This is a genomic window from Rhizobium sp. N122 (assembly GCF_002211295.1).
In the GTDB taxonomy this organism is placed as follows: Bacteria; Pseudomonadota; Alphaproteobacteria; order Rhizobiales; family Rhizobiaceae; genus Rhizobium.
On sequence record NZ_LOKU01000046.1, the window covers coordinates 1 to 26,476 of the forward strand.

Consider the following 26,476-nt stretch of genomic DNA (forward strand, 5'->3'; position numbering starts at 1 on the left):
TCCAACTCTTCCGTCGAGCCAAGTCGTTCGACCAGATCACCCCAATCCAATGCTTGCAACGAATCGCTCATGACCAAGATGAATCACTCTCGATCATCACCGTCAAGACTAAGTTAGCGCCTATGGGGCTTGACCCGAGGATCCACGCCGCCCTCCATCAGCTGCGAGCATGGATCCCAGGCTCAAGGCCTGGGATGACGGAGGTTGGGGGCGCGTTTTCGACAAACACCTTGCCGATCGAGCGCAACATTTGCGCGTGAGGTCAATCTTCCTCGCAGTTGGGGAGGGGGCTTGGCCAGCCACCGGCGCCACCCGGACAGCCTTGGCTCAAGGCTTAGGGATACGGAGGGTGGGAGCGGGAGCGCCGTTGAAAGAATGTGACACGCTTCTATTGTGGCGTGTAACAGGAGCGGGCCGCGCAGAGTATCGAAGTGCATGGCTGTGTTGTTACGCACCTCCGCACGGCCCATCATACTTACGATTTCAGGCGCTTCTTGTTCCCGCGCCGCCGGAAAATTTTGATTTGTCGCGTGCCATCTTCGTCCGCGTCGCCAGATATTTTCAGCGGCCGGTGATGACGGCCTCAAAGGTATCCGCGCCTTGTCTCAACGGCTCACGATCGGCGTCAGTTGTACTTCGACTGCCGATATGTTTCAAAAGCGGATGACCGATGCTATCGCTCCCCGTCTCCTGGATCAGCGCATCCGAAATCGCTTCATCGAGCTCTTCGACGTTTTGTCAAAGGGCGACGAAGCCGTCAGAGACCTTGGATGGGCGGAATATTTCAATTACTTCTTCGACTGGTTCCCCGATGAAGGTCCGATTCAGCTCCTCTCTACGATGACCGATCAGGAAACCGAGGCAGCTGAAAGAGTTCTTGCGGCAATGCGGGACGCCTGCGATGCCACTCCACGCTTCATGACCGACGATGACCTGATTTCAACCGGATGGCCGCAGCGCATTCTGCCGATCGCCAAGCAGGCGGCCGATATTTTTCTTAGGCGCGGTCGCTTTGATGAGGACGTCGTCGAGCCCGAAAGCTCGTAGCAGCGGGCGCAAGCCGCTTGAAAACCCGTCGTCACCCACATCATCATCCTTTCACCACCGAAAAGAACATAAACCGCGGTGTGGTCGTCAAGCTCCGATAGGCCTGCGGAAACAGCGTGGCGGCGCGGGGATAGGGCTGGGGCTCGCTGACGATATCGATCTGAAATCCGGCCGCCTTGAGGGCGTCGAACATGGCGTGCAGCGGCCGGTGCCAGAAGCGCATGGCGATCTCCTGTCCGCCGCGCTGCCAGGTCTCGTCGAAGCTGTAGGTCTCGAAATAATTGTCGCGGCCGCTCGAGGGGTGATCCATGAAGGGATGGTGGGTGGAGAAAACCAGGCGGCCGCCTTTCGGCAGCAGCCGGTTGAATTCCCGGAGCGGCACCGACCAGTCCGGCAGATAATGCAGGACGAGCGAGGCGAGGATCAGCTCGAACGCTTGATCCTCGAAGGGCAGTGTTTCGCCGAGATCCGCCTGCAGCAGGCGCGCGCGTCCTTCCAGGCGGCGTTGCGCAATCTGCAGCATGCCGGCACTGGCATCGATCCCGGTGACCACGGCCCCGCGCTCGACAAGCGCTGCCGCATGCGCCCCGCCGCCGCATCCGGCATCGAGCACGGAAAGCCCGGCGACCGCGCCGACCAGGGCAAGAATGGCCGGCCGCTCGTAATAGGCATTCCAGGCATTGGCCTCATTATCCGCGTCGTATGCCGCCGCGAAGGCATCATAGTCGTTCTCGGCCATGGTTTGCCTTTCCGGTGTCGGACGATTGCGTTGGGTCATGCGTGTTTGAATAAGGGGCAGCCGTACCATTTTTGCGAGAATCGCTGGTAGATGCAAGCCACCGCAGAGCCATGGCTGCCCCTCACCCTAACCCTCTCCCCGTAAAACGGGGAGAGGGGACGTGCCCTGCGAGACGCTGGTGAGGGACGGAGAGGTTGCGGCATATCCCCTTCGCCCCGTTTACGGGGGTCCGAAGGGCGGGTCGAGACCCGTGGCTCGACCCCGGTCGGTGGCGGCAGCCGGATGAGGGGCGCGCGGCAATCTCCCAGTTCGAGGAAAGCATTTCTTTCCCAAACGACCCTCTCGGCAGCGGGCATGGATCCCAGGGCTCGAGCCCTGGGAGGACGGAGATCAGGGGCGCCAAACTCCCGGCCGAAACTAAGCCTTGCCGAGATGCTTCGGCCAGAATTCCTGATGCACTGCGGCAGCTTCGTCTTCGAGGTTCGTCGGGCCAATCACGGTGACGACGCGCGCGCCGGTCTGCAACACCGCCCGGCTCGGCACGTTCAACCCGATGCCGGCGATCTCGCCAAGCCGGGTTTCGGAGCAGGCAAACACCATATGCCCGATGCCCGACCAGTAAATCGCCCCGGAGCACATCGCGCACGGCTCGGTGCTGGTATAGAGCGTGCAGTCGGCGAGAAAACCGGCGTCGTAGTGCTGCGCCGCTGATTTCACCAGGTTCATCTCGGCGTGGTTGGTCATATCGTGGCCGGTGAAGACGCTGTTTTCGGCGCGCAGGATGATCTCGCCATCCTTCACCAGCACCGAGCCGAATGGTTCGTCGCCTCGGTCCATCGCGGATTTCGAGAGCGCAATCGCCTCGCGCAAAAACGGCTCATGATCTTCCATCAGAGTCTCCCCAAAAAGCTAGAGCGGGACGATCTTGGCTTGAATCCGAGGCATTTCCAAGGGGCGGCAGATCCGATTGAACCTTACGAAAATGTATAACCCCGGCGAAGTGCCCGTGAGTTTTCCGGCGCAGGCTTGGCGCAGTCGTTGCCAAGTCGAAAGCCCGATCTCATGAATATGCGCGCCACACCCGCCGCCCTGATGCCGGCGATCCATCCGGTCAGCCTGCGGATCGATACCTACCTGATTAATCTCGACCGGGCGCCCTTGCGGCGGTTTCGGATGGAGCGCCTGCTGGTGGGCATCGGCCTGGCCTTTGAGCGGGTGGCGGCGGTCGATGGCGCAACGCTCAGCCTGCCGCATCCGGATTTTGACGAGGCCGCCTATCTGAGCCGCCATGGCCGTCGGCCGAACCCTTTCGAGATCGGCTGTTTTCTAAGCCACGTCGAATGTGCCAGGCGCTTCCTTTCCGGCAATGCCGAATTCGCGCTCATTCTGGAAGACGACCTCGATTTCGACGACGATCTCGCCGAGGTGCTCGAGGCCGCCCTGCAGCACCGGGAGCGCTGGGACATCCTGCGTCTTTCCACCGTCAGCACCGGGCGCAAGCACAGGGTGGAGCCGCTGACGGCGTCGCGCTCGCTTGCCATTGCGCTTACCCGCGAGAAGGGCTCCGGCGCCTATCTGATCAACCGCAAGGCGGCGGGCTGGATTGTCGGCGCCCTGTTGCCGATGCGGCTGCCCTATGATCTCGCCTTCGATCTGGAATTCGATGAGGGCTTGAGCGCCTGTTTCGTCGATCCGCTGCCGGTCAGCCAAAGGGCGGATGCCTGCTCGCAGATCCAGGCGGGGCTTTCGGCCTACCGGCTGGGCCGCCGCCGGCCATGGAGCGTGTTGCCCTATCGCGCCGCGGCTGAGATGCGCCGCTTTTCCCGTCGCTTCCGCCGCCTCGCGGCCTTGAGAATGAAGATCGCGACTGCTCCGCCGGCCTGAGCGATCAGGATCGCTCCGCCGGGACGAGCGGTCGGGACCGCTCGCCCGGGATCAGCGGAAAGGCGATCGAGACGATGAGGCCGGGGTGATTATCGGCCATGGTGATCTCGGCCGCGTGCAACTCGGCGATCGCCTTGACGAGGCTGAGCCCGAGCCCGCTGCCTGATGTCGTGCGGCTTTTGTCCAGCCGGTAGAGCCGCCGGAAGACCTTCTCCCTTTCGCCGGCGGGAATGCCGGGGCCGGTATCGGCGACCGAGACGATCGCGCGGCCTTCGTCGCAGCGGAGCGAAACCGTGATGACCGTTCCGGCCGGGCAGTGGTTGATCGCATTCTCCACCAGGTTGGCGATCAGCTGGGTCAGCAGATCGCGGTCGCCGCGGATGATGGCGGGCGTGCGGGCCGCGATCGTCAGTGATTTCAGTGCATCTTCGGCGACATCGACGTAGACTTCCGAAATCACCGCCAGCACGGCATCGAGATCGGTCGCCTGGAAACGTTCCTTACGGGCGCCGGCCTCGATCTGCGAGATGCGCAGCAGCGCCTCGAAAGTGGCGTTGATCCGGTCGCTCTCGTGTCTCGCTTCGTCGAGAAGGGCGGAGACATCGGCCTGCCGGTCATTGCCCGCCACCGCGGCATCGAGCGTCAGGCGCAGCCGGTTGAGCGGGGTTTTCAGATCATGGGCGATATCGGTGCTCACCTGCCGCATGCTCTCGACTAGGCTCTGCAGCCGCACCAAAGCCGCATTGATCTGGATCGCCACCGTGTCGAGATCGTCGCCGTTGCCGCTGATCGGAATGCGGGCGTCGAGCGCGCCATGGGAGACGTCGTTCATGGTGAGGGCCACCCTGTCCAGCCGCGCCTGGGCGCGAACCGCCAGAAACACGCCGCCGCCGATCGCCGTCGCCACGACGATCGCCGCCGCCCATTCGAAGCTCACCAGCACGATCCGCAGCATCTCGTCGACATCGTTGAAGTTCTCGCCGACCACCAGGCTGTAGGGACCGATCGTCGACACCTGCATGCGGTAGCGCTCATGCCCCTTCAGCCCGACATCGCGCGAGCGGACGGTATAGACGCCGTTCGGGATGGGCGGTGCGGCGAAATTGCCGGCGAGTTTTTTGCCGGCATGGTCGGTCAGCGAATAAAGCCCGTCGGAGGTCGACTGGAAGCTCGCATAATTGTTCAGCGTGTTGACGAGATCCTGGGTGTCGCCGGGCTCGTAAGTCGAGACGATCAGCGAATTCATCTCGGTCAGCGACTGTTCGAGATCGCGGGAGAGGCCGCGGTCCAGCATGTGATAGATGACCGCACCGCTCAGAAAGAAGGTGACGACGAAGAGCACGCCGAAGGTGACGGCAAGCCGGAACGGCGTGCTCCGGCGCAGGCTGGAGAAGGATGCCGAAAAGCGTGTGCGGTCGGGAAAAGTCATCATGTTCTACAGCGCGTCGCATCAAACTTGATTCATGCGACGCGCTTTCGTCCGTTGTTCTTATGCATGTCGTTATCCCGGGCGAACATGCACTAACGCGGCGCATGCAGGCTGTAGCCGGTGTTGCGGATCGTGTGCAGCAGCTGGGCCTGGAACGGCTTGTCGACCTTCGCCCGCAAGCGGCTGATATGGGTCTCGACGACGCTGGTCTTCGGATCGAAGTGGAAATCCCAGACCCGCTCCAAAAGCATCGTCTTGGTGATGACCCGGCCTTCGCCGCGCATCAGCACTTCGAGCAGGGTGAATTCGCGCGGCTGCAGCTCGATCGCCTGGCCGGCGCGGCGGGCTTCGCGGCGGATCAGGTCGAGCTCGAGATCGGCAACCTTCAGCACCGTCTTCTGCTCCTGTACCGGCGGCCGGCGGCCGAGCGCGTTGACGCGGGCGAGAAGCTCGGAGAAGGCGAAGGGCTTGGTGAGATAATCGTCGCCGCCCGCCTCCAGCCCCTCGACCCGGTCGTCGACGCCGCCGATCGAGGTCAGGAACAGCGCCGATGTGCCGACCTTGGCAGCCCTGAGCGAGCGGACGATCGCCAGCCCGTCGAGCCCCGGCAGCATGCGATCGACGACGATGACGTCATAGGCCTCGCGCTGCGCCTGAAACAACCCATCGCGCCCATCGCCGATCACGTCACAGACATGGCCTGCCTCGGAAAGGCCCTTGGCGATATAATCGGACGTCTTCCGATCGTCCTCGATAAGCAGGATCCGCATCAGCCCGATCATTCCTGGTATGGCCGGGGCAATCTAGCGGAGCGGGCGGTTGGGCGACAACTTACGGATTTGTAAGGTGGGGCGCGAGGTGACGTCGCAACCGCACGCCAAGAGTTTCCCACCGTTCCTTGAATGAAGCGACGAGTTAGGCTTTTCTCGTCTCGGGCAAGTTTACATGACGGGGAGGGCACAATTGGCGACCATTCCAGATAGTATGAAATCAGAACTGGCAGCCTGGAATGAGGATCGAGGGATCAGCCTCCGGGACTGGACCGCCAACAGCGGGAACTTCTCGCTCGCCGTAGGCTATTCAGAGATATTCTGGCCCCGCTTCGTCGCGTTTGAAAAATACATTCTCGTTGATGGTTTCAATTTGGAGGGCTTACGATCCTTTGAACGAAATCCTGAGGCAACGCGCCAGTCTATCGAATGGGTAATGAATCATTTTCACATCGCTGACATTCAGCATTCGGCATGCACAGATATAGCGGGCGACAAGCTGGCGATCCTGGGCGAACGCCTGCGCGAAATCTACATCGCAAAGCTTGGATGGCTATTTCCTGATCGTACATTCGTCGTAGAGCTTGTTCAGCCGGAGAGCCCAGATGAATTCGAAGATTATCAGATAAGCTTTTTCCAAACGTGATTTTTGCTGCCGATGGTGGCGTGTTGCGCGAGGTGCAGATATCCGGCCGTTCTTGACATCGAACAGTTCGCCAAGCCCTACGGGTCGCAACCGACACAAGGCTTGAGAACTCCCATATAAGAGCCAAGACTAAGCCGAGCAGGACGAACGACGTCGTCAGCGCCCAAAAGGGCCATTCGAATAGAAACTTCTGCTTCGGCGTTGCCCAGTCCTCATCATGATCTGGAAACTCAGATCGATGGAGCTTGGGCCCAAAATCCTGGCTAAAATCGAAGCCGTTTCTAAGGTAGAAAATGACCGACCTGATGTACCAATACCAGCTGTAAGCACAAACGCCGCCTACCGTGCAGAAGGCGACCCACAGGCCAACCCGATCTTCGGCAACCAATACCATACCCCTAACAACCAAGCATGGCGGCGTGTGATCCGCGGGCTGAAGGCCGGGTTTGCCGGCGAGATTCAGCTTGGCGGAACGCGACCTCTCGGGAGCAACCTTGGCCTTATCGACACATGTTGTTCGGCCCGGTTCCTTAAATTCCCGATCCGTCGAGCTGCTCGGCGTCGTCGCCTTCCCAGGGGGAGGGCATCGAGAGGCGGGTGAGATTGGCCGAGGGCAGCGGCATCCAGCACTTCAATTCCGGCTCGGCATATTCGATGATCTGCCCGGGCGAGGAATCGGAGGCGCGCCAGCTCTCTGCGCCAAACTGATCGCCATGCGACCAATAGGCGAGGTCGACTTCCGCCGGCCCCTGTTCGGACGGGCGGATGGTGACCAGGATCCGACTGCCGTCTTTCGGTGCGCTGGCCATGCTGCGCCAGCGGTCTGCCTCGTCCATCGCTTTTTCCTCCTGCCTTGCCGCAAGTGCAACTGTCGCCTCACCATCGAAAGCGGTCAACCCCAACTTTGCAAGCACCGTCCGCTATCGCTGCATCAGCCGCCGGGTGGTTGATTGCGGCAAGCGATGTCGGCGTCACAGCCGGCACCTCCCCTCCTCATCAGTGCGTTCTGCAGCTGCGGATTTTCAAGGCGGCGGGGGTGCGCCGACCCCGCAACCGCTTGGCGCTCCACGATTTTTCGAGGCGGCGGGAACCGAAGATGCGTTCGGTTGTTACAGGAGCACAAGCCGTGAACGTCGGAGGGAGCACATGAACCCGAAAAGCACGTTGAGTATTGCCGGCCATCCGATTCACCCGATGTTGATCCCGTTCCCGGTCGCCTTCTTCACCGCAACGCTGGTGACCGATATCGTTCACAGCCAATCCGACAATCCATTCTGGCCGGAAGCGTCGAACTGGATGCTGGGGGCGGGCCTCGTCATGGCGGCCCTGGCGGCGCTTGCCGGACTGACCGATTTCATCGGCGATAGCCGCATCCGCAGCTTGCGGGATGCGTGGCTGCACATGATCGGTAACATTATCCTCGTTCTGATTGAAGCCGTGAGCCTTTGGCGCCGGATCGAACAGGGCCCCGATTTCATTGTGCCCACAGGTCTGGTGCTGTCGCTGATTGCGGTTGCGCTTCTTCTGTTCAATGGCTGGAAAGGCTGGGAAATGGTCTATCGCCACCGCGTCGGCGTTGGAGAAGAGGCCGGCAAATCGACGCGGTGAGAGAGGCGGCAAAACCAGGCGAGCGGCGTGATCGGCAATTTCCTTCCGGTGTTTACCGTCGGGCACTCGACGCGAACGATCGCGGAATTTACCGAACTTCTGCGCGCGGGCAACGTCGAGCTCGTCGTCGACGTGCGCCGGGTGCCGCGTTCCTCGACCAATCCGCAGTTCAATTCCGAAGCGCTGGCGAACGCCCTTGCGCCTCTCCAGATCGACTACATCAGGATTGATGGACTCGGAGGTCTGCGGAAAAAGTCGCCGGTCCCGGAGGCGGTCAACGGCTTCTGGAACAATCGCAGTTTTCACAATTACGCCGATTACGCATTGTCTGCGGAATTTCGGACAGCCTTCGGCCAGCTCCTCGCGGTGTCGGCGTCAAGGCGGGCAGCCATCATGTGCGCCGAAGCTGTCTGTTGGCGATGTCACCGCCGCATCATCGCCGACTATCTGATCGCCGCCGGACGCCAAGTCTATCATCTGATGGGAGTGAACGAAGTGACGCCTGCCGAGATGACCAAAGGCGCACTGTCCGGCCGCGATGGTCTGCGGTATCCCGCCTGAGTTCCCAGACGATCATTAGCAGCTTGAAAAAGATGAGCGGGAAGAATCTCATCGGCCGCCGCGTTGACGTTCCGGTGAGCCGCGGAGATGCAGAAGGAGCTTGGGAGGGTAAAATTTCAATCCTTTGCCTCTGCGCGGCTCGGCCCCTTACTTCCGCCGGAGAGGTTTGTTCCCCCCCGTCTTCCGCAACCAGGACCATAGCTCCCTAACGACCAAGCCCGGCAGTCGTTGAACCCGAGCAGAAGGGCTGGGCTTTGCCAACCGACTTTCACCTTATCGACAAGTGGCTTACGCTATCCTGACGAAACCGGGATGGAGGATACAGCATGGCGAAGCTTGTCTTCGGAATGAACCTGTCGCTGGATGGCTATGTCGACCACCAGGAGTTTGCGCCCGATCCGACCCTCTTTCGTCACTGGATCGAGCAGGTGCGTGGCCTGACGGGAAGCCTCTACGGCCGCCGCATGTACGAGATCATGCGCTACTGGGACGAAGACCATCCCGAATGGAGCCAGGAGCAGGGCGATTTCGCGCTTGCCTGGCGGCGCCAGCCGAAGTGGGTCGTGTCGCGCTCGCCGGCCTCGGTCGGTCCCAATGCCACGCTTGTTTCGGAGGATGTCGAGGCGGCGGTCCGCGGGCTGAAGGCCGGGCTCGCCGGGGAAATTCAAGTCGCCGGGCCGGAGCTTGCCGGAAGCCTGACCGCGCTTGGCCTGATCGACGAGTATCGGCTCTATTTCCACCCCGTTGTGCTCGGCCACGGCAAACCGTTCTTCACCGGCCCGAGGCCACCGCTCCGCCTTGTCGCCAGCGATCGGATCGGCCGGGATGCGGTGAGGTTGACATATGTGCCTGGTTGATTGGGCTGACGTCGATGGAAGCAGTTGAAGAGCGATCATGAAAGGCGTGCCGTGCGGCCCCCTCATCCGACCCTGCGGGCCACCGCCCGGGGTTGAGCCACGGGTCTCAACCCGTCCTTCGGACCCCCGCTGGGGAGAAGAGGGGAGAATGCCGCTTCGCCGTCGACCCTATTGAACGAAGTGCCTTTGAGCAGGCGGGTTCATTTGGGCAGTTTCGGCGCGCCTTGCTCCCTCTTCTCCCCAGCGGGGAGAAGGTGGCCCGAAGGGTCGGATGAGGGGGCCGCGCGGCACGGTGCCAACGATGATCCCTCTATCCTGAAGCATCAACACTGCAAATGTTTGATGGCACTTTTCGTTTTTCACGCACGTCCGTTTCCAACGCATCTCATCTGCTTATGCTCGGTTTCACGCTTTTTTGGTTGGTGGAGGCTTCAGCCGGATACGAGGCGGACGGCCTTCGGCGTGATCCACCTCGAAGGCATTCGTCTTCTTCACCAGATCGATCAATTTCTTGAACCCGAAAGTCCGTGGATCGAAGTCAGGAGCCAGATTGGTAAGTTGATTTCCAACGGCGCCAAGCGGGACCCATCCATCCTCGGTCTCAATCTGCGCGATCATCCTTTTGATGATCGGTGTTGCGGCGCTCGGCGGCTTCAGTGAAGACGCAGCCTGGACGGCGTTCGCTCCGCTCGATGCCACCGAAGGAGCTAGATTTTCCGTGTAGATAAACCGCCGGCATGCCTGGCGAAAACTCTCCGGTGTCTTCCGTTCGCCGAAGCCGAAGACGTCGATCCCTTGTTCGCGGATGCGTGAGGCGAGGCGCGTGAAATCGCTATCGGACGACACCAGGCAGAAACCGTCGAAGCGGCCGCTATGCAGTAGGTCCATCGCTTCGATGACGAGCGTGATGTCGGACGCGTTCTTGCCCGGGGTGTAGGCAAACTGTTGCTGAGGGATTATCGCGTGCCTAGTGAGGATGTCGATCCATGCTTTCGAGCGAGCACTGGCGAAGTCGCCATAGATGCGCCGCACGCTCGCTTCACCGATCTTGGCTATTTCCTCGAACAGACCATCGGCGATTTTCGCCGAGGCGTTGTCCGCATCGATAAGAACCGCAAGACGGGGTGAGCGTGGTTCAGGCATGTCGAAGCTCCCTGGCGATTGATGGGTCCCAAACTCAAGATGGCCCGTTATTTCAACCAGAAGTTTTCGTCGTGGTCTATAGCGGTGGAAGCAGGGGCGATCATGAAAGGCGTACCGTGCGGCCCCCTCATCCGACCCTGCGGGCCGCCGCCCGGGGTTGAGCCACGGGTCTCAACCCGTCCTTCGGACCCCCGCTGGGGAGAAGAGGGGAGAATGCCGCTGCGCCATCGATCCTATTGGACGTAGTGCCTTTGAGCAGAAGGGTTCATTTGGGCAGTTTCGGCGCGCCTTGCTCCCTCTTCTCCCCAGCGGGGAGAAGGTGGCCCGAAGGGTCGGATGAGGGGGCCACGAGCACGGCGCTAACGACGATCACTTATCGCCAAACCCACAAAAAAAACGCCAGAGCAAAAACCCTGGCGTCTCCGTTCAGGCCACCAGCCCCTTGGTCAGCTCCAGCGCCTGCTGCTCGAACAGCCGGCGGTAGATGCCGTCGTGGCGGCGGATGAGCGCCTGGTGGTCGCCCTCTTCGACGATATGGCCCTTGTCGAAGACCAGCAGCCGGTCGAGCGCCCGCACGGTCGACAGCCGGTGGGCGATGACGAGTGTGGTGCGGCCGTCCATCAGCCGTTCCATCGCCTGCTGGATCTGCACTTCGCTCTCGCTGTCGAGGCTGGATGTTGCCTCGTCGAGGATCAGGATCGGTGCATCGGCGAGGAAGGCGCGGGCGATGGCGACGCGCTGCCGCTCGCCGCCCGACAGTTTGACGCCGCGTTCTCCCACCATCGTCTCATAGCCCTTGGGAAGGCTCAGGATGAAGTCGTGGGCGCTCGCCTGTTTCGCCGCCTGCTCGATCTCGCGCCGCGAGGCGTTCGGCCTGGCATAGGCGATATTCTCGGCCAGCGTGCGGTGAAACAGGATCGGCTCCTGCTGGACGATGGCGATCTGGCTGCGCAGGCTCGATTGCCGGACCCTGGCGATATCCTGCCCGTCGATGCGGATCGCGCCGGAATTGACGTCGTAGAGACGCTGGATGAGCTTGACGAAGGTCGTCTTGCCCGAACCCGAATGCCCCACAAGTCCGACACGCTCGCCCGGCTTGATGATGACCGAGAAATCCTCGTAGAGCGGGGTGGGATGCGCGCCGTATTGGAAGGTGATGCGGTCGAAGACGATCTCGCCGCTGCCGATTGCGATCGCTGTGGCGTCCGGCCGGTCTTCGATGCCGAGCGGCATCTTGTCGAGCAGCACCAGCTCTTCCATGTCGTTGACGGCACGCTGCAGGTTGCGGATGTCTTGGCCGACATTGCGCAGATAGCCCTGCAGGACGAAGAACATCGCCAGCACGAAGGTGACGTCTCCAGGCGTCGCCAGCCCCTGCTGCCACATGATGAGGCCCGTTCCCAGAATGCCGGCCTGCATCGAGACCATCATGAATCCCTGGATCGTGCCGCTCAACGTGCCGCGCTTCCATGTCCGCCGCGTGCGGCTGTCCCAGGTGCCGAGCACCCGGCCGAGCCGCGTCTCTTCACGGCTTTCGGCGCCGAACGCCTTGACCACCGAGTTGCAGCTGATCGCATCGGCGAGCGCGCCCCCGAGCTTGGTATCCCAGGCATTGGCAAGCCTTGCCGCCGGCGACACGAAGCCCATGGAAAGCGCCACGGTGACGCCGATATAGACCAGCGATCCCAGGCTGACGATCAGCCCCATCACCGGCCAATAGCTGCCGAGCACGATGCTGGCGCCGACCAGCATGACGATCGACGGCAGGAGGGCGACGAGCAGCAGGTCGTTGAGCGAATCCAGCGCCCACATGCCGCGCGTGATCTTGCGCACCGTCGAGCCGGCAAAGCTGTTGGCATGCCAGTCGGTGGAGAAGCGCTGCACCTTGTGGAAGCCGCCATTGGTGACATCGGCCATGGTGCGCAGCGTCAGCCGGATGATGCCGTTGAAGATGAAATAGCGCAGCGCCACGCTGGTGAAGCCGAGAGCCACGACGATGACGAAGGCGCGGAGCGCGCTGTCGGCCGCATTGCCGCCGGCGATGGCATCGACGATCTGGCCTGAAAAGACCGGCACCATGACTTCGGCCAGCGTGCTCGAGATCACCAGCACGACGATCAGCCCCACCAAACCAGGCCGGTGGCTCCAATGATGAAAGATAAAGCCGAGCACGTTGCGATAGGCATCGGCGCGGAAATCGAGCTTCTTGCGAGTCATTTGAACCAACCCGGCCGCATATCGGCAGCCGGTCCTCAAAAACGAGAGTTAAATGGCACAGCCCGAACGGGAGACGAAATGATCCCGTCAGATCAATCGGGCTATGAAGGAGGTGAAAACCGCATGTCGGGCGCGCTTGCGGCGGGCCGCGAATGGAAATGACCTAGTGTCGGGACATTCCGCACGGGAGGATTTTGGTGATTGCTGATGATGTCATGCAACGCCTCCCTTTTGTTCGATCTGACGCGGTGAGCCTCTTGTAGCGAAGGTGATCGCCGTTGCCAACCGGGAAATTGCAACCTGACGGAAAGTGATGCGAAAACGACACAATCCGGAACGTGCAGCTTTGCGCGCCAGCGCGTCTTGCCCGGTTCGTCGCGCCGATCGCGGATATGCTAAGCCAGACGCGAAAGATCGGTCGGCTCCGGCTTTGCCCCGGCTGCCGTCAACATCGCATGGACCTGGCCGCGATGGTGGGTCTGGTGGTTGAAAAGTTCGATCGCACATTGCGCCTTCGGCCTCTCGACCCGGGTTGCGCCGTCGCCGGGATACCAGACAAGCACGCCGTCGAGATCCGCATCGCGCAATCCGGCGGCCCAGTCCTCGATTTCCGCGTTGCGTTGCGATCGCCGGGACTTGAACTCATCCCAATCCGATGGGCTTGTCAGCGAGTGCTTGATGGTTTCCTCCGGGCGCCGGTTGCCCTTCAATCGCTCCAGGATCAGGCCGTCGGCCCAGTAAAGATGGTTGAGCGTCGCGGCGATCGATTGGAAGAACGCGCCCCGATCCTTCCAGCGATCGGCATGCGTCAGCCCGTCGGCGGCGGTGACCAGAGAGGTGTTCTGCCAAGTGTTGTAACGGGCCATGAGGCGGCAATATCCGGCTGAGATCATTGTCTCGGACTCCTATGGTTAGCGATGTGGGGGGAGATCGGCGGATGCAGAGAAAACCCAAGGGGCTGAGGCCGATGGAATGGATCTAGGCCACCTTCACTGTTCGTCAAGCTTGATTTACATCGTTTGATTGTAAGCGGGTCGCCCCTGGTTATAAGGGCGCTGATAGTTTCGACATTAGGCGACCATGAAATTTAAATTGGCACTTCTAATCCCGATCGCATTTGCTCTCACAGGCTGCGGACACCCCGGGAAACTCAGCCCTCAACAGCGGGAGGCAATGGTCAAACGACATATGGATCGCTGCCTGGCGGAAGGTGTCCGCGACCAGACCGGTTTGATACGCTGCACGCTTGACAAGATGTGTTGTTCCGCACCGACGAAGCAAGCGGAAGACGCCCCTATTTATGAGGCATCGACGGGCAAGATGCTGACAGGCAACGCAGCGATAGCTGCGAGACGGCGCGCTAATCGCCAGAATTAAATCCTCTTTGGGAAATACTGCGCGATACCTGCCCAGAAGCTCACCCCACCCTCCGTCCTCCTCGGGCTTGACCCGAGGACCCACGCCGGCCGCCACCAGCGGGGCCATGGATCCCAGGCTCAAGGCCTGGGATGACGGAGAGTGAGGGTGCGTTTTCGCCAAACTCAGCCGTCAGCCTTGGTCTATCTTGCTGCGCTCTCATTACACGGCACCGCATCGTCTCCTCCGCACTTCTCATCCTGGCGGCTCGGCGCCGATTTCCCCGACAAGCTCCCATATATCGACCTTCTCGGCGCGTCCCTTGACCGGGGCGAGGCCGAAGGGGCGGAAGGTGAAGCGGTCGGCGACGGCGTTGCGGGTGGCGGCGCTGACCAGGATCGATGTGTTGAGCTCCTTGTTCATGCCTTCGAGCCGCGACGCGACATTGATCGTATCGCCCATGGCCGTGTACTGCTGACGCGAAATCGCGCCGAAGCTGCCGACGACGGCCGGGCCGGTGTGCAACCCAAATCGCGTCAACAGTTCCGGGCGGCCATTTTTGCGATTGGCTTCGTTCAAGCCGTCGACCGCCGCTTTCATGGCGAGCGCACAGCGACAGCCGTGTTCGGCATGTCTGCTATCGTCGACCGGGGCGTTCCACATGACGAAAATGGAATCGCCGAGATATTGCACGACCGTGCCGCCATTGCGCTCGGCGATGGTGTTCAGCAGTTCGAAATAGGCAGAAAGCGTGTCGACCACCTCCTCGGGCGAATGTTGTTCGGAGATGGTCGTGAAGTCCTTGATGTCGGTGAACAGCACGGTCACCTCCTGCCGCTTCGCTCCGACGATCGTCGTCTCGGGATCGACGATCTGCCGGACCACTTCACGCGGGACATAAAGCGCAAACTGACCGATGGCATGACGGCTGGCCGAAAGCGCGCTGGCCAGCGTGTTGATCTCGCTGATCCAGGAGTGGGACATCGGTTTGTCGCCGACCTCCAGATCGCCGATCCGGCGCGCCTCGTCCGCCAGCCGATAGAGCGAGCGGCTGACCATGCGCGACAGCATCACCGAGGCGGCGACGCCGGCGAGCAGGAAAGCGCCGGCCATGAACAGATTGCGCCGGAGCAGCCGATTGGCCTCGACCACCAGATCCGCCAGCGGCACGACGATGGCGGCCACGCTTCCTTCGAACAGGCCGGAGACGCTGACCGGGGCGATCTGCACCAGATGGGTTTCGCCATCGAAATCGACCCGCGCCAGGCCGCCGCCGGCAAAGGCCGGATCCTGTCTCAGTCGCGCCACGGTTTCGAGGCTCGGGTCGAAACGGTTCGCCGTCGCGCCGAAGGCGCCTGATGTTCTCGACCACAAGCCGATGATCCTGCTCATGATATCAGGGTCGGAATGGGCGACGAGGTTGCCGCCGGCATCGATGATGTAGGCCCGCGCCCGCGGCGAAATCTCCCCTGCGTCGAGCAGCCGGCTGACGGTCTGCAGGTGAATGTTGATGCCGAGCACCACCTTTCCGTCGTCCCGCATCGGGGCGGCGATCGTCAGCGTCGGAACATGCAGCGTTCCGGTGATATAGGGTCCGACGGACACCGGCACGCCGTCTTGAATGACGGCTTGATACCAGGGGCGCTGCCGCGGATCGAAGGATGTATCCTCGACATTCCGCTCCGCGATCACCCCTGCATCCTTGTCGAGAAAGGCCAGCGTCGAGATGATGTCGGCCGCGTTTCCACGTGCGATCATTCTGATCGCGAAGGCCGCATCATCGGGTGCGGCAAGCGTCTGGCGAACGTCGCGCCGGGCCGTGTTGATCACCTGCAGGTAGGAGCCGTCGGGATAGCCGGCGTAAACGCTGGTGGCGTTGGGGACGTTTCGCAGAACCTCCTGAAGGAACTGCTGTTTTGCCTTGATGTCTCGAGGCGGCGGGGACACCAGCTGCGGCAGGGTGGATGCCAGCGCCACGGCCTCGGTGCCGCTTTGCAGCGTATTGCGGTATCCCTCGATCAGCCGCAAGCTCATGGCGCGCATCTGCTGGGCGCCGGCACTGACCGCAGCATCGCTTCCGCGGCTGAACGCCATCCAGATGATCGGCGCCGATGTGCACAGCAGCGACGCGACGACCAGGACGCCGAGATGCAGTCTGAGCGGTTTGGACCAGCGCACGCGATTTCCCCCGAAATGCGAACACGTCTCAGCATATATAGCGCAAGCTCTGTCCGGCATGCGCGAGCAACGATGCCAGCTAACCGCTTTTTGAAGGCTTGCACAAGCTGGTGATATCAGCGCTCCCGCCCTGGGAATTTGGCTGATGCGCGATGCCGGGGGCCAATGGAGGCTGAGCGACGAACGTCGCTGAGTTTGCCACTGAGCTCACCCCACCCTCCATCCTCCTCGAGCTTGACCCGAGGATCCACGCCGTCGCCACCAGCAGGGCCATGGATTCCAGGCTCAAGGCCTGGAATGACGGAGGTGGGGGCCTGTTTTCGCCAAATCCGCTGCCGGCGCGCTTGACAGTACGGCGGGGAAGGAGAGGGGCTCGAAGGAGCGATGACACTTTGCCCTGCCGCCATCCGTCGCTGAATTTGCCACAAGGCGCACCCCACCCTCCGTCCTCCTCGGGCTTGACCCGAGGATCCACGCCGGCCCCGCCAGCGGAACCATGGATCCCAGGCTCAAGGCCTTGGACGACGGAGGTCGCGGGTGCGGTATCGCCAGACGTTCTGCCGCCGGCGGTGAACGCGCTAAGTCACGTCGTCGGCAGAAATGTGCTTAACCTCGGTAATCCTCAACAATGGGATCTCCGCGCGTTCGTTTGCCTCTTTCACATCTTGCTCCGACGAGGCGTCGAACAGACAGAATGATCGTTCCTCGGACGGTACGAATGTCGAGCGGAGATAGCGCACCGGTTTCCCCTGGCTGGTCATCTCCGCGGTGACGTTCTTGGCGCGGGACGCCGCCGCGCTGAGCTGTTCGGGCGTGATTCCCGGCAGGTGTCTTTCGACCATGTACTGTGGCATGATGGTTGTCCTTGGATTGAGCGACGACAGCAAGCGTTTCAACATGTTGCACGATCGCTTTGAACTTCCGGCCGTTGCGAATGGACATCTACTTTGCCGCCGTATTCACAGACCTCGTCCGACACTCAGCGGTTTGGAACAAGGTTTCGCGCGACACGATCACCAGCGCAATTGCGGAATATCGATACCTGTCTCAGATGCTTGCCAGCCAATACGGACGACGGCACGAGAACTTTACAGGCGACGGGCATCTTTATCTATTCGAATCTGCTGATGTAGCCGTCCATTTCTCGTTGAAGCTGATCGCTTATTGGAAGCAACGGCGGCGTCACTTGACCTCCAGCCAGGCGCACGACCTTCCAATCCGCGTGGGTTGCCACTTCGGTGAGTGCTCCCGAATGCACGACGACGACGCCTGGATCGGCCGTGCCTTGAATATTGCGAAGCGGGTTGAATCATGTGCCGAGCCGGACACCCTCTTTGTCACGCAGACCGTACTCGACCTCATCGATTCGCCGGTCTATCTCTTCCACGAGGTCGACGTCTTCGAACTCAAGGGCGATTACCTGCCGAGGCGGCATCTCTATCGGATCGTTTCAGTCGACCACACGGCACTTGCTGCACGATCCGAAGAGCGGATGACAGCCGAGGACTGGTTCTTGAAAGGGGCCGGGATCGCCGGCACCGATGGGCGCGAATTGGCCGAGGAACTGCGTTGCTACGAAAAAGCATTGGAGCTTCGTGCGGATTATCCGGAAGCGCACAACAATCTCGGTGTCATCTTGAAAGCCGCTGGTGACAGAGCTGCTGCCGAAGCCCGCTATCTGGATGCCGTTCGTCTTTGGCCGCACTATCCGGAAGCGCACTACAATCTGGCGATACTTCTCGAGGAGACCGACCGCCCCGATGAAGCGGCGGCGCATTATCGGCAGGCTCTGAAGTGCCGGCCAGACTACGTGGATGCCCTTCTGCGTCTCGCTGGTCTTTTCGACCGATGGGGAGATCGGTTCGAAGCCTATCATCACTTCCAGGAGACGCTACGGCTTCGGCCGGGCTTTGCCGAGGCTCACAGCAATTTCGGCGTCTTCCTTGAGAAACACGGCGATGCGGAAGAGGCTGAATCGCACTACAGGCACGCGCTGCAGTTGAGATCCGATTACGCCGAAGCGCACTACAACTATGCCATGCTTCTTGAAGGGCGAGACGTCGAGGCGGCAGAATTACATTATCGCGCCGCCCTGAAGTCGTCGCCGGCATACGCGGAAGCCCACAACAATCTGGCAGTGCTTCTTCACGAGAAAGGCGCTCTATCGGACGCAAAGTCGCATTATCTCACCGCTATCAGGTTGCGTCCCGTTGAGCCGCAGACATATCGGAATCTATCCCTTCTGCTGGCCGCGATGGGCGAGGAGGAGCAGGCCGGTCACTATGCCCGAAAAGCAAACGAACTCTCTTCAGGTTGAGCGGGTGCGACCCGCTTTGGGCCCGCGCAGCAGGTGGCAAAAATTCATTGTTCGGGAACGAGGCCATCGAGCAGGAAGTCGAGGCCCTTGCTGAAGGCGCCGTCCCAGTCATTGTCGAGCAGCAGCCGGGAGCGTTCGATGGTGGGGTAGTGTTGGCTGAGAGCCGTCAGGCGCTGCTGCGCGGCGGCTCTGTCCTCGTCCGAGAGCTCGAAGCTCGCCCGGGTGGTGGTGGCGCCGATCACGTAGTTCCAGAGCGACCAGATCGCGACGTTCAGATCGGCGTCGGCCACACCGGCTCTCGACAGCGTGCTGCTCAGCCGTTCCAGGCGCGCAAGGATGTTCGGGCCGAGCGCCCGGCGCGGCAGGAGCGATGCCGACCAGGGATGGCGCAGCATGGCGGCGCGCCAGTCTTTGAGCAGATGAACGACGTCCCCGCGCCAGTCCCCAGAGGCCGCCCCCGGTGCCGGGCCGCGATAGGCCAGCACCGAATCGAGCGCCAGGTCGAAGACTTCCTCCTTGTTGCCGACGTGCCAATAAAGGCTCATCGCGCCGGCGCCGAGGCGATCGGCGAGGCGGCGCATCTTCAATCCGTCGAGCCCCTCGGCATCCAGCAGCTCGATGGCGGTCGCCACGATCCGTTCCGGCGAGAGGGGCTGTTCACTGCGCGGCTCCGGCTTGGACGACGGAGCTTTCCGTTGAGGCGGTTTATCCGCCGCGCCGCTGCGTTTGGCTGCCATCCGTTTTCCCTGCTGATCAGATTGTCGATTTAATCCGACAAAGCGATGAATGTCGATGCTGACGGATTGACTCGTACAATGTACGATGCAAGTTAATCGTACGATGTACGAGTCACATAGATCGTACGCTCAATCCTGCCGGCCGCGGGGAAGGTTGCCCGCAGTCCCCAACGCTCAAGAGAAATCATGTCACACGCAATCACGCATCTGCTCATCGGAGGGCTCATCTTCATGACCATTGGAATTCCTGCGAAAACCGCCGCCAGCGAGGCCAATCTCAAGCTGACCATCGTCAATCCGAAAAACCTCTACGATCCCTCGCCGAACGGCTACAGCACGGCGGTGATCGTGCCGAGGGAAGGCCGGCTGGCCTATATTTCCGGGCAGGGCGGCCAGGACAGCACCGGCGCCCTGTCGCCCGACTTCGCCGTTCAGGTGAAACAGGCCTACGCCAATCTGCGCAGCGCCCTCGATGCGCTTGGCGCCAGGCCCGATCAGGTCGCCAAGCTGACGGTCTTCGTGGTCGATCACGATATGTCCAAGCTTCAGGTGCTGACAGAGAACGTCAAGGAAATGTTCGGCGCAGCCCTGCCGGCGCAGACCTTGATTCCCGTTCCCAAGCTGGCGATCGACCCCATGCTCTTCGAGGTCGAAGCCGTGGTCATATTGGAATAAGGATGGCTGGACTAGAGCATGATGCCGAAAAGTGTGAGCGGTTTTCGGACGACATCATGCTCTAACTCTTTAATTTAGAACAGGATTCAGATTTTAGGCCAACCGGGCCTAAAATCATCCTGTTCTAGCGGTGGCTGGAATAGCGGGCGGCGGAAGCGCCGTCCGTCAATCCGCCTTCGGCCACCCAATCCATCCGATGTTGATCCCGTTCCCGGTCGCCTTCTTCGTCGGCCGCGTCGAACTGGATGCTCGAAGACGGCCTCGTGATGGCGGCACTGGCGGCGCTCGCCTGGACTGACCGACTCTTTGGGGAGCAGCCGCATCCGCGCCTTGCGGGATGCGTGGCTCCACATGATCGGCAACATCGTGCTCGTTCTGAAGCATTCAGCCTTTGGCGCCCGGACGTACAAGGCCCCGATTTATCGTCCCGACCGGGCTGGTTCTATCTTTGCGCGCCGTTGCGCTTCTTTTGTTCAACGGCTGGAAAGGCTGGGAAATGGTCTACCGCCACCGCGTCGGCGTCAGTGCCGGGGGCTCGATCCTGCGCCATCGCCATGGCGCCGCCAGTTTTCCCATCTCGCCTTTGTCCTGCCGGGAAGTCGGCAAGTAGAAACTGCTCTCCGTAACAGATGCGCCTTACGCCCTATTCATCCCGGAAGGCTCGGTTGATCTGGTCTGTGAGCGGTTTGATCAAATAGGACAGCGCGGTACGTTCGCTGGTCCGGATGAAGGCCTCGGCCGGCATGCCCGGCAGCACCGTCAGGCCATCCAGCTTCTTCAGTTCTTCAAGCGGCACGGTTAGGCGCACGAGGTAGTAGGAAAGCCCGGTGCGCTGGTCGGTGGTGAGGTCGGCAGCGATGAGGCTGACATGGCCATTCAGCTCCGGCGTGGTGCGCTGGTTGAAGGCCGACATGCGCAGCACCGCCCTCTGGCCGATCTGGAGTTGATCGATGTCCTTCGGCGCGATCCGCACCTCCAGTGCCAGCTTGTCATTTTCCGGCACGACCAGCATGATCGGATCGGCGGGCGTCAGGACGCCGCCGATCGTATGCGCTTGGAGCGAATGGACGATGCCGGACTGCGGAGCGACGATGTCGGTGCGCTTCAGCTCGTCCTCGGCGGCAATCCTGCGCTCGACATACTCGCCGATCTGCGCCTGCGTATCGCGCAGTTCCCGTCCGACCTCGGCCTTCAGATCCTGATCGACCTGGAGAATCTGGAGGTTCGTCTCGGTGATGCGGCCGGCAGCCTGCGCCTGAGCGGCGATCTGCTCGCCGCGGTCTCCGCCGAAGGTGGCGCGCTGGGTCTTGAGGCCGTTGAGCCGCTGGTCCGACACCGCACCCTGCACCCGCAGGGAGGTGAGGGAGGCGATTTCCTTGTCGAGCACCTCGATGCCCTCGGTATAGGCGATCTCCTGCGCCTTCACGCCCTCGATCTCGTGCTGGTACTGAAGAATGCGTTCGCGCAGTTGCGCTGTCTTGCTTCGCAGCGCCTCGCGGCGGATGGTAAAGAGCCGTTCCTCTCCGCGCAGGATCGCGGCGATTTCGGGATCGTCGCGCCGGGTCAGCAGGCTGTCAGGGAACATGATCGCCGGCAGGTCGTCGCGTTCGGCCTCGAGCCGCGCGAAGCGCGCCTGGAATTCATCCAGCCGTCGCGTGACGATCGCCAGATTGGCGCGCGTCGCCGTGGCGTCGAGCCTGAGCACCACGTCGCCGGCCTTCACCTCCGAGCCCTCGTGAACCAGGATTTCGCCGACCACGCCGCCGGTCGGATGCTGAACCTTCTTCACATAGGAGTCGACCACGAAGCTCCCGGGCGCCACCACGGCTCCGGCGAGGTTCGTCGTCGATGCCCAGCCGCCAACGCCGACGACAAGGCCGCCACACATCACGAGGGTGCCGAGCAAGTGCCGGCGAATGGAAGCGGAAAGGCCGCCGTCCCTGTCAATCCCGGTCATGGATCACTCCATCGTCATTTTGTTTCAAGCGTTCCAAGCTGTCTGCGCGCCGTATTCGTCTGGAGCCTGTTTCCTGCCTCTGCACGGCTCCTTACCGCGGAGCCCGGAGCAGGAGCCACCTGCAGAACCTTTGACAGCACCTCGTCTTTCGGACCGAAGGCGCGCTGGCGGCCACCCTCCATCATCAGCACCTTGTCGACGACGCTGATCGCGCTCGGCCGGTGCGCGACGACGATCGCGATGCCGCCGCGCTCGCGAACCGAGACGAGGGCCCTGACCACGGCTGCCTCGCCCTCGGCGTCGAGGTTGGCGTTCGGCTCGTCCATCACCACGAGGAAGGGATCGCCATAAAGCGCGCGGGCGATGCCGATACGCTGGCGCTGACCGGCCGACAGCGCCGAGCCGCCTTCGCCGATTGAAGTCTCATAGCCCTTCCCGAAGGAAAGGATCAATTCGTGCGCGCCCGCCGCTTTCGCCGCTGCCACGATCGCCTGCGGATCGGGATCATCCTCGAATCGGGCGATGTTCTCGGCGATGGTGCCGTCGAACAGTTCCACGCCCTGCGGCAGATAGCCGATATGGCGGCCAAGCGCCTCGTTGTCCCAATGGTCGAGGCTGGCCCCGTCCAGGCGGACATTGCCGGCCGCCGGCGCCCATGCCCCGACCAGCACCCTTGCGAGGCTCGACTTGCCCGAGCCGGACGGCCCGATGATGCCGAGTGCGGTTCCGCGCTCCATGACAAAGCCGACGCCGCCGACATTCGGCTTGCGTTCGCCGGGAGGAACGATGGTGAGCTCTTCGGCGCGCAGTTCCCGCACCGGCTTCGGCAGCGGCAAGGCCGACCGTTGTTCCGGCACCTTCTTCAGCATGTCCTGTAGCCGGGCCCAGCTCTGCCGCGCCATAAGGAAGGGCTTCCAGTTGGCGATGGCGAGATCGACCGGCGCAAGCGCACGGCCCATCATGATCGAAGCGGCGGTCATCACGCCGGGCGTCGCGACTTGATTGATGACCAGCCATGCGCCGACGCCGAGCATCGTCGATTGCAGGATGGCGCGCAGCGCCTTGGCAAGGCCGCCAAGGCCGCCCGTGACATCGCCCGCCCGGCGGTTCGCCTTGAGATAGTCGGAATTGGCTTTCTGCCAACGCGCGCCGATCCGGCGCGAAAGACCCATCGCACGGACGACCTCAGCATTGCGGCGAGCGGCTTCCATGAGCCCGTTGCGGGCCATGTTGTGGGCCGTCGCCTCCCTGATTGCCTTCTGCGAAAGGATGTTCGTCAGCAGCGTCAGCGACACCAGCACAATCGCCCCGGCAAGCGCCGTGATGCCGAGCCAGAAATGGAAGATGAAGCAGATGCCGAGATAGAGCGGGATCCACGGAAGGTCGAAGAGCGCCGTCGGGCCGGCGCCCGACAGGAAGCCTCGCACATTATCGAGATCGCGCAGCGGCTGCAGACCGTCGCCGGGCATACGGGCGATGAGCGGCAGGCGCGTCACCGCCGCATGCACCCGGTCCGAAAGTTGCCGGTCGAAGCGCTCGCCGATGCGCAGCAGAATGCGCGAGCGAAGGATGTCGAGCGCCGCCTGAAAACCGTAAAGCCAGAGCGCGAGAACACCGAGGCCGACCAGCGTCGGCACGCTTCCGCTCGCCAGAACCCGGTCGTAGATCTGCAGCATGAACAGCGGCGCGGTCAGCGCCAGCAAGTTGATAACGAAGCTCGCGGCAACAAGACTGCCGAAAACACCCAGGTTCAGGAAAGCAAACATGATACTTCTCTTTCACAGTACCTCAGGCGGCTTTTCCCGTGCTTCCGTCCTGCCGATCGAAAAGATCGGCTGTGGCCCGCCACCGCGAACCGCCGCGGTGGCGACATGGCGGGAAAGCGGGCCGCCATTTTGATCAGAGGAGGAAATCCGAACTCGTCAGGCCCAGATTTGTGCCTGTCAAGACGATCGTCGTTTCGTCGGTATTCGTGTCTCCGTTGGTATCGAAGTGAAGGATCGTGTTGCCGCCGCTTTCGGTGTACCAGGCACTGTGGGTCGTGGCCGTCGTTCCACTCCAGGCGAAGGCTTGATCGCCTGGGGTGTTGGGGTTGAGCGTATACGCGTCGAGCCCGCTCACATCGATCTTGTCAAACCCATGGTGGAAGTCATGGATCGTGTCCGGGGCGCCGGACGTGCTGTCCCCCGCCAAGGTAAACACAAATGTGTCATTGCCGGAGCCACCCCAAAGGTCATCCTGCTCGGCGCTGCCATTGAGCGTGTCGTTGCCGGAGCCCCCGTACAACGTGTCCAGGCCTTGGCTTCCGATCAGTATGTCGTTGCCCGCCTGGCCGTAGAGCGCATCGGCCCCGTTGTTTCCATTCAGCGTGTCGTTACCTGCCTGGCCATAAAGCGTATCACCAGAGTTGCCGCCGCTGATGGTATTGTCGGCCGCATTTCCGACCTTGATATCGACACCGTTGGTTTCGCCCCAATTTGTCGTTGTCGCGGTCGCTGTGTCCGTATCGTGGTCATTGCTCGTATCGCTGTCGCTTTCGAGCACGTCGATGATGCCGAGATGGAAGTTGTGCGAGGCATCCGGCGTGCCGCCGACCGTTGCATCATTGACGTTCACGGTCACGTCGTAGCCGGCCTTCGCTTCGAAGTTCGCGCCACCGTTGAAGTACAGCGCGCCGTTCAGGATCGTGAATGACGCGACGTCACTTCCAGACAGCGACAGCACGTTGTTTCCGGAATCGACATCCGTGACCGCGATATCGGCCACTTTGATCACGCCCCCATTTTCGGGCGTCGACGTGACCGTGTTCGACAACACAACCGCCGTCGGGGCGTCGTTGACCGCATCAAGCGTGAAGCTCTGGCTTGCCGGCACACTGCCGCCATGGCCGTCGGTGACGGTATAGCTGAGACTGACCGGGCCGTTGTAGTTGGCATCCGGCGTAAAGGTCCAGCTGCCGTCATTGTTGTTGACCAGGGCGCCATGGTTGGCGCTGAGGCCTGAGACCGACAGCTGGTCGCCGTCGACATCGGTGAAGCCGGCCAGCAGATCAGCGGCGCTGACCGTGTAGGGCGTGTCCTCGCTGCCGGCCGCCAGCGTCGCCGCATTGCCGCTGAGGACCGGTGCATCGTTGACCGCCGCTAGCGTGAAGCTCTGCGTCGCCGGCACACTGCCGCCATGACCGTCGGTGACGGTGTAGCTGAGGCTGACCGGGCCGTTGTAGTTGGCATCAGGGCTGAAGGTCCAGCTGCCGTTATTGTTGTTGACCAGGGCGCCGTGGTTGGCGGTCAGGCCGGCGACCGACAGCGGATCGCCGTCGACATCGGTAAAGCCGGCCAGCAGGTCAGCGGCGCTGATCGTGTAGGGCGTGTCCTCGCTGCCGGCCGCCAGCGTCGCCGCATTGCCGCTGAGGACGGGGGCGTCGTTGACCGCATCAAGCGTGAAGCTCTGGGTGGCCGGCAGACTGCCGCCATGGCCATCGGCGACGGTGTAGCTGAGGCTGACCGGGCCGTTGTAGTTGGCATCGGGCGTGAAGGTCCAGGTGCCGTCATTGTTGTTGACCAGGCCGCCATGATTGGCGGTGAGGCCTGAGACCGACAGCTGGTCGCCGTCGACATCGGTAAAGCCGGCCAGCAGATCAGCGGCGCTGACCGTGTAGGGCGTGTCCTCGCTGCCGGCCGCCAGTGTCGCCGCACTGCCGCTGAGGATGGGTGCGTCGTTGACCGCATCAAGCGTGAAGCTCTGGGTTGCCGGCACACTGCCGCCATGGCCGTCGGTGACGGTATAGCTGAGACTGACCGGGCCGTTGTAGTTGGCATCAGGGCTGAAGGTCCAGGTGCCGTCATTGTTGTTGACCAGGGCGCCGTGGTTGGCGGTCAGGCCTGAGACCGACAGCTGATCGCCGTCGACATCGCTGAAGCCGGCCAGCAGTTCGGCGGCGCTGATCGTGTAGGGCGTGTCCTCGCTGCCCGCCGCCAGCGTCGCCGCATTGCCGCTGAGGACGGGCGCGTCGTTGACCGCATTCAGCGCAAAGCTCTGGCTTGCCGGCAGACTGCCGCCGTTTCCGTCGATGACGGTGTAGCTGAGGCTGACCGGGCCGTTGTAGTTGGCATCCGGGGTGAAGGTCCAGCTGCCGTCATTGTTGTTGACCAGGGCGCCATGGTTGGCGCTGAGGCCTGAGACCGACAGCTGGTCGCCGTCGACATCGGTGAAGCCGGCCAGCAGATCAGCGGCGCTGATCGTGTAGGACGTGTCCTCGCTGCCGGCGGCCAGTGTCGCCGCACTGCCGCTGAGGACCGGTGCGTCGTTGACCGCCGCTAGCGTGAAGCTCTGGGTGGCCGGCAGACTGCCGCCAT

23 protein-coding genes and 1 pseudogene are annotated in these 26,476 nt (G+C 62.1%); 10 read left to right on the top strand and 14 right to left on the bottom strand.

Annotated features, from left to right (window positions below; genetic code table 11):
- The coding region (locus tag ATY75_RS34915) for a hypothetical protein (protein ID WP_210199560.1) at positions 1-260 on the top strand (260 nt) is incomplete at its 5' end.
- Between the two features lie 340 nt (positions 261-600).
- On the top strand, positions 601-1,047 hold the full coding sequence (locus tag ATY75_RS26225; protein WP_143535343.1) for a hypothetical protein: 447 nt from the start codon (positions 601-603) through the stop codon (positions 1,045-1,047).
- A 43-nt stretch (positions 1,048-1,090) separates the two neighbouring features.
- On the opposite strand, the gene ATY75_RS26230 is transcribed toward ATY75_RS26225, so the two are convergent.
- Positions 1,091-1,786, bottom strand: coding sequence for a class I SAM-dependent methyltransferase (locus tag ATY75_RS26230; protein ID WP_088939814.1), 696 nt, complete (start codon positions 1,784-1,786; stop codon positions 1,091-1,093).
- Positions 1,787-2,203: 417 nt separating this feature from the next.
- A complete protein-coding gene (locus tag ATY75_RS26235; protein WP_088939815.1) occupies positions 2,204-2,677 on the bottom strand; it encodes a nucleoside deaminase in 474 nt (157 codons plus the stop codon).
- A gap of 171 nt (positions 2,678-2,848) precedes the next feature.
- On the opposite strand from ATY75_RS26235, the pseudogene ATY75_RS26240 reads away from it, so the two are divergent.
- A pseudogene (locus tag ATY75_RS26240) lies at positions 2,849-3,759 on the top strand (glycosyltransferase family 25 protein).
- Here the strand turns inward: ATY75_RS26240 and ATY75_RS26245 are convergent.
- Both ATY75_RS26245 and ATY75_RS26250 read right to left on the bottom strand, forming a co-directional pair.
- A complete protein-coding gene (locus ATY75_RS26245; protein ID WP_190241430.1) occupies positions 3,675-5,102 on the bottom strand; it encodes a HAMP domain-containing sensor histidine kinase in 1,428 nt (475 codons plus the stop codon). The pseudogene ATY75_RS26240 and the gene ATY75_RS26245 overlap by 85 nt on opposite strands.
- A gap of 89 nt (positions 5,103-5,191) precedes the next feature.
- A complete protein-coding gene (locus ATY75_RS26250) occupies positions 5,192-5,869 on the bottom strand; it encodes a winged helix-turn-helix domain-containing protein (RefSeq protein WP_088939830.1) in 678 nt (225 codons plus the stop codon).
- 193 nt (positions 5,870-6,062) lie between these two features.
- Between ATY75_RS26250 and ATY75_RS26255 the strand changes: the two genes are divergently transcribed.
- Complete coding sequence (locus tag ATY75_RS26255) at positions 6,063-6,515, top strand: hypothetical protein (RefSeq protein ID WP_143535345.1); 453 nt, start codon at positions 6,063-6,065, stop codon at positions 6,513-6,515.
- A 530-nt stretch (positions 6,516-7,045) separates the two neighbouring features.
- Here the strand turns inward: ATY75_RS26255 and ATY75_RS26265 are convergent.
- On the bottom strand, positions 7,046-7,351 hold the full coding sequence (locus ATY75_RS26265; RefSeq protein WP_049735308.1) for a hypothetical protein: 306 nt from the start codon (positions 7,349-7,351) through the stop codon (positions 7,046-7,048).
- A 310-nt stretch (positions 7,352-7,661) separates the two neighbouring features.
- On the opposite strand from ATY75_RS26265, the gene ATY75_RS26270 reads away from it, so the two are divergent.
- The 3 genes from ATY75_RS26270 to ATY75_RS26280 all read left to right on the top strand — a co-directional run bounded on the left by ATY75_RS26270 (position 7,662) and on the right by ATY75_RS26280 (position 9,541).
- Positions 7,662-8,123 carry a DUF2231 domain-containing protein gene (locus tag ATY75_RS26270; RefSeq protein ID WP_088939818.1) on the top strand — a complete coding sequence of 154 codons (462 nt, stop codon included), beginning with the start codon at positions 7,662-7,664 and terminating at the stop codon, positions 8,121-8,123.
- Between the two features lie 27 nt (positions 8,124-8,150).
- The gene (locus ATY75_RS26275; RefSeq protein WP_245317636.1) at positions 8,151-8,684 is read left to right on the top strand and encodes a DUF488 domain-containing protein; all 534 of its coding nucleotides are present in this window, start codon (positions 8,151-8,153) and stop codon (positions 8,682-8,684) included.
- A 326-nt stretch (positions 8,685-9,010) separates the two neighbouring features.
- On the top strand, positions 9,011-9,541 hold the full coding sequence (locus tag ATY75_RS26280; protein ID WP_088939819.1) for a dihydrofolate reductase family protein: 531 nt from the start codon (positions 9,011-9,013) through the stop codon (positions 9,539-9,541).
- Positions 9,542-9,946: 405 nt separating this feature from the next.
- Here ATY75_RS26280 and ATY75_RS26285 read toward each other — a convergent pair whose 3' ends face one another.
- The 5 genes from ATY75_RS26285 to ATY75_RS26305 all read right to left on the bottom strand — a co-directional run bounded on the left by ATY75_RS26285 (position 9,947) and on the right by ATY75_RS26305 (position 17,289).
- Complete coding sequence (locus tag ATY75_RS26285; protein WP_088939820.1) at positions 9,947-10,684, bottom strand: NYN domain-containing protein; 738 nt, start codon at positions 10,682-10,684, stop codon at positions 9,947-9,949.
- A 426-nt stretch (positions 10,685-11,110) separates the two neighbouring features.
- Positions 11,111-12,901 carry an ABC transporter ATP-binding protein gene (locus ATY75_RS26290; protein ID WP_088939821.1) on the bottom strand — a complete coding sequence of 597 codons (1,791 nt, stop codon included), beginning with the start codon at positions 12,899-12,901 and terminating at the stop codon, positions 11,111-11,113.
- Between the two features lie 395 nt (positions 12,902-13,296).
- On the bottom strand, positions 13,297-13,794 hold the full coding sequence (locus tag ATY75_RS26295) for a DinB family protein (protein ID WP_088939822.1): 498 nt from the start codon (positions 13,792-13,794) through the stop codon (positions 13,297-13,299).
- Positions 13,795-14,512: 718 nt separating this feature from the next.
- The gene (locus ATY75_RS26300) at positions 14,513-16,435 is read right to left on the bottom strand and encodes an adenylate/guanylate cyclase domain-containing protein (protein WP_088939823.1); all 1,923 of its coding nucleotides are present in this window, start codon (positions 16,433-16,435) and stop codon (positions 14,513-14,515) included.
- A gap of 578 nt (positions 16,436-17,013) precedes the next feature.
- Positions 17,014-17,289: a DUF4242 domain-containing protein gene (locus tag ATY75_RS26305; protein WP_088939832.1), complete on the bottom strand. Its 276-nt coding sequence runs from the start codon at positions 17,287-17,289 to the stop codon at positions 17,014-17,016.
- An 80-nt stretch (positions 17,290-17,369) separates the two neighbouring features.
- Here ATY75_RS26305 and ATY75_RS26310 point away from each other — a divergent pair, with 80 nt between their 5' ends.
- Positions 17,370-18,752, top strand: coding sequence for a tetratricopeptide repeat protein (locus tag ATY75_RS26310; RefSeq protein ID WP_088939824.1), 1,383 nt, complete (start codon positions 17,370-17,372; stop codon positions 18,750-18,752).
- 44 nt (positions 18,753-18,796) lie between these two features.
- Here ATY75_RS26310 and ATY75_RS26315 read toward each other — a convergent pair whose 3' ends face one another.
- Positions 18,797-19,489 carry a TetR/AcrR family transcriptional regulator C-terminal domain-containing protein gene (locus ATY75_RS26315; RefSeq protein ID WP_088939825.1) on the bottom strand — a complete coding sequence of 231 codons (693 nt, stop codon included), beginning with the start codon at positions 19,487-19,489 and terminating at the stop codon, positions 18,797-18,799.
- A 186-nt stretch (positions 19,490-19,675) separates the two neighbouring features.
- Here ATY75_RS26315 and ATY75_RS26320 point away from each other — a divergent pair, with 186 nt between their 5' ends.
- Positions 19,676-20,164 (top strand): RidA family protein, encoded by a 489-nt coding sequence (locus tag ATY75_RS26320; protein ID WP_088939826.1) that lies wholly within the window; start codon positions 19,676-19,678, stop codon positions 20,162-20,164.
- A gap of 391 nt (positions 20,165-20,555) precedes the next feature.
- Entirely contained in the window at positions 20,556-20,774 is a 219-nt protein-coding gene (locus tag ATY75_RS35600; RefSeq protein WP_348627418.1) for a DUF2231 domain-containing protein, read from the top strand.
- Between the two features lie 33 nt (positions 20,775-20,807).
- Here ATY75_RS35600 and ATY75_RS26330 read toward each other — a convergent pair whose 3' ends face one another.
- From ATY75_RS26330 to ATY75_RS26340, 3 genes are all read right to left on the bottom strand, one after another.
- The gene (locus ATY75_RS26330; protein WP_088939827.1) at positions 20,808-22,121 is read right to left on the bottom strand and encodes an HlyD family type I secretion periplasmic adaptor subunit; all 1,314 of its coding nucleotides are present in this window, start codon (positions 22,119-22,121) and stop codon (positions 20,808-20,810) included.
- Between the two features lie 14 nt (positions 22,122-22,135).
- The gene (locus ATY75_RS26335; protein WP_088939828.1) at positions 22,136-23,887 is read right to left on the bottom strand and encodes a type I secretion system permease/ATPase; all 1,752 of its coding nucleotides are present in this window, start codon (positions 23,885-23,887) and stop codon (positions 22,136-22,138) included.
- A 133-nt stretch (positions 23,888-24,020) separates the two neighbouring features.
- Positions 24,021-26,476, bottom strand: a 2,456-nt coding sequence (locus tag ATY75_RS26340) for a cadherin-like domain-containing protein (protein WP_143535347.1), incomplete at its 5' end; no start/stop codon positions are given.

Coding starts and splice junctions, on each gene's coding strand:
- ATY75_RS26230 (WP_088939814.1), bottom strand. CDS start 1,786: ATGGCCGAGAACGACTATGATGCCTTCGCGGCGGCATACGACGCGGAT.
- ATY75_RS26235 (WP_088939815.1), bottom strand. CDS start 2,677: ATGGAAGATCATGAGCCGTTTTTGCGCGAGGCGATTGCGCTCTCGAAA.
- ATY75_RS26245 (WP_190241430.1), bottom strand. CDS start 5,102: ATGATGACTTTTCCCGACCGCACACGCTTTTCGGCATCCTTCTCCAGC.
- ATY75_RS26250 (WP_088939830.1), bottom strand. CDS start 5,869: ATGCGGATCCTGCTTATCGAGGACGATCGGAAGACGTCCGATTATATC.
- ATY75_RS26265 (WP_049735308.1), bottom strand. CDS start 7,351: ATGGACGAGGCAGACCGCTGGCGCAGCATGGCCAGCGCACCGAAAGAC.
- ATY75_RS26270 (WP_088939818.1), top strand. CDS start 7,662: ATGAACCCGAAAAGCACGTTGAGTATTGCCGGCCATCCGATTCACCCG.
- ATY75_RS26280 (WP_088939819.1), top strand. CDS start 9,011: ATGGCGAAGCTTGTCTTCGGAATGAACCTGTCGCTGGATGGCTATGTC.
- ATY75_RS26285 (WP_088939820.1), bottom strand. CDS start 10,684: ATGCCTGAACCACGCTCACCCCGTCTTGCGGTTCTTATCGATGCGGAC.
- ATY75_RS26290 (WP_088939821.1), bottom strand. CDS start 12,901: ATGACTCGCAAGAAGCTCGATTTCCGCGCCGATGCCTATCGCAACGTG.
- ATY75_RS26295 (WP_088939822.1), bottom strand. CDS start 13,794: ATGATCTCAGCCGGATATTGCCGCCTCATGGCCCGTTACAACACTTGG.
- ATY75_RS26305 (WP_088939832.1), bottom strand. CDS start 17,289: ATGCCACAGTACATGGTCGAAAGACACCTGCCGGGAATCACGCCCGAA.
- ATY75_RS26310 (WP_088939824.1), top strand. CDS start 17,370: ATGGACATCTACTTTGCCGCCGTATTCACAGACCTCGTCCGACACTCA.
- ATY75_RS26315 (WP_088939825.1), bottom strand. CDS start 19,489: ATGGCAGCCAAACGCAGCGGCGCGGCGGATAAACCGCCTCAACGGAAA.
- ATY75_RS26320 (WP_088939826.1), top strand. CDS start 19,676: ATGTCACACGCAATCACGCATCTGCTCATCGGAGGGCTCATCTTCATG.
- ATY75_RS26330 (WP_088939827.1), bottom strand. CDS start 22,121: ATGACCGGGATTGACAGGGACGGCGGCCTTTCCGCTTCCATTCGCCGG.
- ATY75_RS26335 (WP_088939828.1), bottom strand. CDS start 23,887: ATGTTTGCTTTCCTGAACCTGGGTGTTTTCGGCAGTCTTGTTGCCGCG.